This window comes from Arthrobacter sp. Y3225116, from assembly GCF_059091245.1.
The window spans coordinates 1-7,279 of the sequence record NZ_JBNHGL010000144.1 but is presented as its reverse complement, the minus strand read 5'-3'; the positions used below and the strand labels follow the sequence as shown (position 1 = coordinate 7,279).

General features: G+C 65.8%; 10 protein-coding genes. 3 read left to right on the top strand and 7 right to left on the bottom strand.

The features are described 5' to 3' along the window. On the top strand, window positions 1-1,069 hold a 1,069-nt coding region (locus AC5RV2_RS12465), incomplete at its 5' end, for an alpha-amylase family glycosyl hydrolase (protein ID WP_494092594.1). Window positions 1,070-1,208: 139 nt separating this feature from the next. Here AC5RV2_RS12465 and AC5RV2_RS12460 read toward each other — a convergent pair. Beyond that, window positions 1,209-2,639, bottom strand: a complete 1,431-nt coding sequence (locus AC5RV2_RS12460; protein ID WP_494092593.1) for an APC family permease — start codon at window positions 2,637-2,639, stop codon at window positions 1,209-1,211. A gap of 196 nt (window positions 2,640-2,835) precedes the next feature. On the opposite strand from AC5RV2_RS12460, the gene AC5RV2_RS12455 reads away from it, so the two are divergent. Together AC5RV2_RS12455 and AC5RV2_RS12450 are read left to right on the top strand one after the other, a co-directional pair. Next, the gene (locus tag AC5RV2_RS12455) at window positions 2,836-3,411 is read left to right on the top strand and encodes a hypothetical protein (protein WP_494092592.1); all 576 of its coding nucleotides are present in this window, start codon (window positions 2,836-2,838) and stop codon (window positions 3,409-3,411) included. A gap of 127 nt (window positions 3,412-3,538) precedes the next feature. After that, complete coding sequence (locus AC5RV2_RS12450; protein ID WP_494092591.1) at window positions 3,539-4,366, top strand: acetoacetate decarboxylase family protein; 828 nt, start codon at window positions 3,539-3,541, stop codon at window positions 4,364-4,366. A gap of 77 nt (window positions 4,367-4,443) precedes the next feature. On the opposite strand, the gene AC5RV2_RS12445 is transcribed toward AC5RV2_RS12450, so the two are convergent. The 6 genes from AC5RV2_RS12445 to AC5RV2_RS12420 all read right to left on the bottom strand — a co-directional run. Beyond that, window positions 4,444-5,055 (bottom strand): hypothetical protein, encoded by a 612-nt coding sequence (locus tag AC5RV2_RS12445; protein ID WP_494092590.1) that lies wholly within the window; start codon window positions 5,053-5,055, stop codon window positions 4,444-4,446. Then, complete coding sequence (locus AC5RV2_RS12440) at window positions 5,052-5,666, bottom strand: hypothetical protein (RefSeq protein ID WP_494092589.1); 615 nt, start codon at window positions 5,664-5,666, stop codon at window positions 5,052-5,054. Before AC5RV2_RS12440 ends, AC5RV2_RS12445 begins: the two co-directional genes overlap by 4 nt. Next, the gene (locus AC5RV2_RS12435) at window positions 5,663-5,974 is read right to left on the bottom strand and encodes a hypothetical protein (protein ID WP_494092588.1); all 312 of its coding nucleotides are present in this window, start codon (window positions 5,972-5,974) and stop codon (window positions 5,663-5,665) included. Before AC5RV2_RS12435 ends, AC5RV2_RS12440 begins: the two co-directional genes overlap by 4 nt. 149 nt (window positions 5,975-6,123) lie before the next feature. After that, window positions 6,124-6,315 carry a hypothetical protein gene (locus AC5RV2_RS12430; protein ID WP_494069428.1) on the bottom strand — a complete coding sequence of 64 codons (192 nt, stop codon included), beginning with the start codon at window positions 6,313-6,315 and terminating at the stop codon, window positions 6,124-6,126. Window positions 6,316-6,346: 31 nt separating this feature from the next. Further along, window positions 6,347-6,880, bottom strand: coding sequence for an Asp23/Gls24 family envelope stress response protein (locus AC5RV2_RS12425; RefSeq protein ID WP_494092587.1), 534 nt, complete (start codon window positions 6,878-6,880; stop codon window positions 6,347-6,349). 47 nt (window positions 6,881-6,927) lie between these two features. Further along, the coding region (locus AC5RV2_RS12420) for a hypothetical protein (protein WP_494092586.1) at window positions 6,928-7,279 on the bottom strand (352 nt) is incomplete at its 5' end.

Sequence of the window (7,279 nt, the reverse complement as noted above, 5' to 3'; positions counted from 1 at the left end):
CTCGCCCACCCCCGATGCCCGTGCGTCCGAGGAACAGGTGCTGGAACCCGCCGGGGCGGATGCCCGCGGAGCGGCGGCGCAGCCGGCAGTTGCCCGGGAGGAGGAGCGGATCCATCCGGAGACCCCGCCCTACTTCGACCAGGACGGCGTGCACGAGATCTACCGCGAGTGGCACAAGGTCCTCGCCGAGTACGACGGCGACCGCATGCTGGTCGCCGAGGCCTGGGTCGAGCCTGCCGAGCGGCTCTTTGCCTACGTCCGGCCCGACGAGATGCAGCAGGCCTTCAACTTCGACTTCCTGCTCGCCGGCTGGGACGCCCGACGGATGGCCCGCAGCATCGAGGATTCGCTCGCCGCTGCAGCATCGGTGGGTGCGCCGAGCACCTGGGTGCTGTCCAATCACGACACCGTCCGCCACAGCACCCGGTACGGCCTGGCGGACCCCACCACCTTCCCCAAGGGCATTGGCCCCGGCGACGAACAGCCCGACGAGGAACTCGGCCACGCCCGCGGCCGTGCCGCGGCGCTGGTGATGCTGGCGCTGCCCGGCTCCGCCTACATTTACCAGGGCGATGAGCTGGGCCTTCCGGAGCACACCGCCCTGCCGGCCGAGGTGCGCCAGGACCCGGCGTTCTTCCGCACCGGCGGCGAAGAGCGGGGCCGCGACGGCTGCCGGGTGCCGATCCCCTGGCGCGCGGAGGCGCACGGCTACGGCTGGGGCTCCACCCAGCATGAGCCCTGGCTGCCGCAGCCCGAGAGCTTTGCGCGTTATGCGGTGGATCAGCAGGTGGGAGTAACCGCTTCCACCTACGAGCTGTATCGGGCGGCGCTGCGCCTGCGGGCGGAGCAGAAGCTGGGCCAAGGCAGCCTGGAATGGGCCGCCGGGCACGATCCGGCGGCGGGAATCCTGAGCTACCGCAACGGGACGCTGCAGGTGCTGGCCAACATGGGCACTTCCGCCGTCCGGCTGCCCGCCGGCGCCTCCCTGGTGCTGGCGTCGCAGGAGGGCGCAGTCTCCGACGGGTTGCTGCAGCCCAACGGGGCCGTCTGGCTTACGCCGCAACCATAATTCCGAGCCCTCACTCCATGAATTGGAGTTTTCGCGCTATAGCAGCTTGCCGCCAGCCGATTCCTGGGGTCCGGGGCTTGGGCAACGGCGGCCGGAGTGGTGGCGGAATCAGCATCTGTGCTGATTCCCGCCACGCCGCTCAAGGACGGCCGGACCTGTCTGTTATCGAGGTGTCGACGCGCTGGGCGCTCCTCCGCCGCCCTGCAGCGAATGCCACCATGACGATTGCCAGAGCGCCCAGAAACACGTACGGCACCAGGTTGAGGGGTGCAGGCGGCGGATTGAGCACGTTGTTGAGGAACACCCATCCAACGGTTGCTGTGCCGACGACGGCCGCCGACACCGCAGGAACGGTTAGCGAACGTTCCCGAAGGAGCAGCACGAAGGCCCCGGCACACACAATGATGTAAGGAAAGATCCAACAAGCGACGATCAGAATACCCAGCCCGGTGAGCACATCGAGGACGGAGAACGAGAACACGGTTATCAGCAGCATGAGGAACACGAGCGCGCCGCCCGCGAGAAGGAACACTGCGGCAGCGGGAGTGCCAAACCGAGGATGGGTGCGTGCAATTCTCTGCCCCAAGAAACCATCGCCAGCAAGAGTCGCTGCAAACCGGGAGCCGTAGTTGAGAAAGCCGATCACGCCGGCAAGGGTTGCGATCGTTAAAACGGCGTCGGTTGCAGTACCAAGCCAGGCCGGCAACCCGGCATTGGCTGCCAGCGCGGCGGGTGCCGACACTCCGGCGGCGATTGCGTCCGAAGACTGCATGAGTCCGGGGACGGAGAGAAAAGTCGTGATGACGTAGAGCGCTCCAAGCAGCAGGGGGGCACTCAAGACTGCCCACGGCACGTTCCGTTTGGGGTCCTCCGTTTCCCCCGCGAGAGCCGCGCTGCTCTCGAACCCAAAGAGGAAGGCTGCTCCGGCGGCCATACCCGTAAAGATGCCGGGAACGGTCGCTCCGGCAAGGCCAAACTGAGATTCGAGCTCCAGCCCAGTGCTCATCGCGCTCCCCGAAACGACGACGATCATGAAGGGCAGGGAGACCGCCGCCAAGGTAACTGCAACCCGGACTGATACATCCAGGCCGCGGTAAACGACAGCGGCGGCCGCGGCAAGAATGGCTGCGCACATTGTGGCTTGTGGCCATGCGCCCAAAGCCCAACCCGCACCAACAGCCGCTAGTAAACTGCCGCCAAAGACACTCATGAGCAGAGTGATGGACGAGAGTTGCACGAGGTAGCCGAGGAACAGGCTGCCTCCCACTATGTAGCGGGCCCAAGATCCGAAAACAAATCCGACGTAGGAGTAGATGGATCCGCTGGCTACATAACGCCTCGCGAAGACGACAATCGCCATCCCAATCGCGATCGTGGCAATCATGCTAATAGCAGCAGCGAGCCAACTCCCATAACCCGCAGCGCCCAGCATGATCAAGGGGACGGTGGCCATTCCAGCAGCAGGAATGAATGAGGCCACAGTCAGAGAGATAATCGATCCTCGACCAAGCTTCTTTGAATGGGGATCCGGGGCCTGGACCAGCCTCGACCCGTTGGATGTTGTGGACATTGAACGCTCCTTTGAGTTCAAAAACTCGACGTGAGTCGAATTGATGACCGAACGCTAGCACATATAGACTGCCCCTGTCTCTGGCACTGGGCATGCTCTTCGAGGTGTTAATGTTGCATTCATGTGGCCAGGCCGATCGTTACTTAACACTGAGGGGCTGCGTAAATCCCCCGGGCAGTCCCGCAGCCAGGAGAAGGTGGACCGCATCGTTGATGCAGCGGAGTCGCTGCTGCGCAATGTCGGCTACGTGTCTGCCACAAACACGCCAGGACCAATTATTGAATTGGCCGGTGTCACCAAGGGCACCTTTTACACTTACTTTGAGAATCCTGAATCCGTCATGCACCATCTCGCGGTTCAGATGCTCGACCGTGCTTGTCGGCTCGCTGATGATCTCCTGAGCGAAAACTACAAAAGCATTGCGCATGCAGTGGACGCGCTTGTCGACCGCTACATCGACTTCTACCGTGATGCCGCTGTGCAGGAAATATGGCTCTACCACCGGTACAACCCGGAGGCCGAGGCGCTTGATGCATCGGCCAACAGCTACATCATGAGCCAAGTGGAAACGATGTTGGATCGCATTACCCCTGCCAAGAGGCCGTGGCCGGCCGTCGCTTCGGCTGTCACCGGCCAATTCTTGGACCACCTGATGCAGTATGCCTTTCGGACCAACACTGCCGGTGACCCCGAGGTCGTTGCGGAAACTAAAAGGCTGACCCGGCTTTACATCACCGCCACGTGGCCGGGATCCGGCACCCCGACGACCTAGACAAAGCCAGGCGGAAAGAAAAACGCTTGACATGCCTCACAGCCGCTTATAGCTTGAGGTAATAATTCGACTTCAGTCGAATTGTGTCACGACGCACCGTCGCGTCCCTTATGCCTAGGAGGCACCCGTGGCCGAACCGAATACAGGATTTTTTCCCTTCCCCATGTGGGCCCCGTCCTATCCAGAATCCCCTTCAATTTTTGAAGGCAACCTGAGCATCGGACTTCTCGCCCGAGCACCTAAGGGCGTGCTTGAACAAGTCGTCCAGGCGCCCCTCAAGCCTGTGGGTGACCTATTTCAAATCAACTGGCTCTATACGCGCGAGGTGCGGGGTGGGCATGAAACCGAGACTCCGTGGCTCCGCGACATGTACGTTGTCGAATTCGGAGTTCCTGTCGAGTACAACGGAATTACCGGTGGACACTGCTTCCTCGAATACACGAACTACGACGACGCCGCCATTATTGGACGAGAGATCTGGGGCTGGCCGAAGAAGGTTGGCGACTTTGTGTGGGAGGAAACCGCAACGGGCGGCTACCACCTTGAACTCAACCGCAACGGAGTCCAGTTGATCACTACGGATGTCGAGCTTGACTCGCCGGATGTGGAGCCAGGGGCTGGATGGCCTGATGTGTTCGGTGTTCGAGACGACGCTCCTTACCTGCAGGTGCGTCACCGCGTCGGCCGGGCCGGACAGCCGACGTTTGCCGACGTGATCTCGGTACCTGTGGAGGAAACTTCCTCGGAACCGGGCCGAGCCGCAACTGCGACAGTCGAGCTCCGCTCCGGCTTACGCGACCCACTCGAAATTCTTGGCCCGATCGAGGTCCTCGGTGCCCGTGTGGATCGTAATGAGTTCATCTTTCCCTATGGGGAGATCGTCGATACCGTTCAGATCGATCATCCGACGTGGCCCGCACCGGTGCCGAATTTCAAGGTTCCTATGGGCGCTTAGTACCCAGCCCCGGATTCGAAAAAGTGCCGCCTTCACGCTGATGTGGAGGCGGCACTTTCGACTTAGGGGCAGTCCGGCTAGCGGACGCGGTCGGCGCGGACCAGCCGCGAGCGCGCGCCGGCCACCAGGTGGATGACCACCGGGAAGCTGACCCCGACGGTCAGGTCCAGCGCCTCCACGAGGTCGGAGACTTCGTCCGCCACGGCCTGCGGGGATACGCCAAGGCGTGGAGCCACCCGGACGCGCAGGCCGCCGCCGCCCTCGTAGTCGTAGGCGGTGACCGTTGCCTGCAGGATGTTGTCGCGTTCCCGCAGCGCATCGCGCAACGCCTGCTCGGCCACGGCGGCACTGAGCCAGACGGCGCCGGGTTCGCCCGCGCCGTCGTAATCAGCGGCGATGGTGCCGGTGCGGCCCTTGCCCTGCTGAGCGGCCCACGCGATCATCAGCAGCACCATCAAAAGCAGCACCAGCGCCACCACAATCCACAGCCAGCTGTCCCGCTGCCCGGCCAGGGTGGTGGCGTCCAGGACCGTCTGCAGGTTGGCGCCGGCCTGCTCCGTGGCGGCCTGCCACCGGCCGGCGAGCGCGGGAACCAGCGCCAGCGCCAGCGCGGTGCCGCCGGCCAGCATGAGCAGCAGCCCCAGAAGGGTGATCAGGATGCGGTTCAATGTCCGGGGCGTCTGGTTCACTGTCCCACCACCCCCGAAGTGGAAACGAACACGCGCACCTGCGGGACCGGGCTGATCCGGGCCCTGCGGACCTCGTCTTCGACCGCGGCCTGGACGGCGTCGGCGTCCACCGGCTGGCCGGAGGTCGGCCGGAGCCGGACATCCACCAGCCCGCGCGAGACGACCACCAGCACCTGCTCGCGCGTCACCTGCGCCTCGATGCGCGCGCGTCGCGCCAGCGATGCGGCGATGACCTCATCGTCCGCCACCACGACGCCGCGGCGGCCGGGAATGCGATGCCGGTGCAGGTGTCCGGGGAGCACGCCCTGCAGGAAGAAGAGCAGACCGAGGAACAGGATCAGCGCTCCGGAGGCGCCCAGGACGGTCGGCGCGACGTTCCCCGGCAGCTGGTGGATCCAGCCCGCCATTTCTTCCGGCGAGGCCAGCCACGGGCGCTGCCCGATCGCCTTCAACGCCGCTTCGAGCAGCAGGTAAAGGCAGGCCAATCCGACGAGGACGGCGGCGATCACCGCGGCGATGGCGCGGGAGCTGCGCAGTTCCCGGCCGGCCAGGCGCTCGTCGCCCGGGCGCAGGTCAGCCGGCCCCCCGCCAGTTTTGACGTTGGTGCTCACCGAACCCGGCCTCCTTCCTGCACGCGGATGCCGGTGACCCTGATGTCCACCCGGCTCAACCTCGACCCGCTGATCCAGGAGATCCTCTCCAGGATGGCTCCCTTGGCGGCATGCGCCCGGTCCCAGACCGATCCGCCGAAGCCGTCCACCAGGTGCGGGTCCCGCACTACCCGGTTCAGCGAGGGAATGCCGAGGGGAAGGGCCAGGGACAGCGCGAGGGAACCGGCATCGTCCCGCCACGTCGCACGGACCAGGGCAGGCGCAACGCCCAGCACCTCCGCCGCAACCCCCTGCGCGGTGCTGGTCAACGCCTGCGTACTGACCCGGGTATGTCCGGCATAGTGTTGCCCCGGCGGGTCGGTCGGGAGCGACGCCGGGGGCGGTCCGTCCGGCCGCCTGGCCGGCGGCGGTCCTTCCGGGCGGGGAGGCAATTCGTCCGCGCCCACAACGGGTTCCGTCATGAAGACGAGCGGCGTCCGGTCAGCGCATCGCGGATGCTGCGCCAGTCAAGCTTGCCCTCCGCGGCGCGGCCCAGCAACGCCCCCACCACCAGGAAGACCGCCATCAGCAGGAAGCCCCAAAAGTTAAACACCAGCGCGGCCCACGCCAGCACCGCGCCGACGCCCATGCCGACTACCGTGTAGCTCATCCTTGTTCCTCTCGCCGTCCCGAACATCCGGTTACTGGGCCGCCTGCCGCACCGGCTTCTCCGCCGGAGCCTTGGCGTCCAGGCCGGGCACGTGGACGTCATTGATCTCCACGTTCACCTCAATCACGTCCAGCCCCACCAATTGCCCGACGGCGGTGTACACCGCCGCGCGCACGGCGCCCGCCAACTCCTGCAGCGGCTTGCCGTAAACGGCCACGAGGCTGATGTCCACGGCAACCTGCGTCTGGCCGACCTCCACGTGTACGCCCTGGCCGGCGTCGCTGCCGCCCACGACATCCCGCAGCGCACTCAGCGCCCGTGCCGTGCCGCTGCCCAGCGCGTAGACCCCCGGGACGGAGCGGGCGGCGACGGCGGCGACCTTTGCCACGGCGGCTTCGGAGATGGTGGTGCGTCCGGGGGCGTCCGGGATGCCGAGGCCTGCAGCCTGATGCGGGTCAACCGCTGCCGGCGCCGGCGCGTCCGGGACGCCGACAGGTGCGGTTACCGGGTGTGCCCCCGGCGCTTCTCCCGCGGACGGGGCAGCCGGCCGATCCTCGTTGTGCATCTGTTCTCCCCTGACGCTGTGATGACTCTCAGGGCAAGCCTAACGCCTCATTCCCCGCAGTGTTCGGACAGCCAGTCCTTCACCGGTTGCAGGGCCCGGGCAAACCCGGCGGCGTCGAAGCGGCCGGTTGCGGACGCGTGATCCAGCTGGGCCTCCACCCTGTCCAGGTGGTCCCCCAGCCGGGGCGGAACGTCGCGGCTGAATTCGTCCAGCTCATCCTGCAGCGCCTCCAGGTCGGAGTCCTCCACGCCGGTCATGAAGCCGAGCGGGACCAGCAGCAGCGAGGCGACGTTTGCGGCCACGGCGGCGCACGCGTGGTCCCGGCTTTTGTAGCTGCCCCAGTGAGCGGTGCCTCCGCCGGGTCCCCCGCTTCCGTCGGCGGGACCTGCCGAGTCCGAC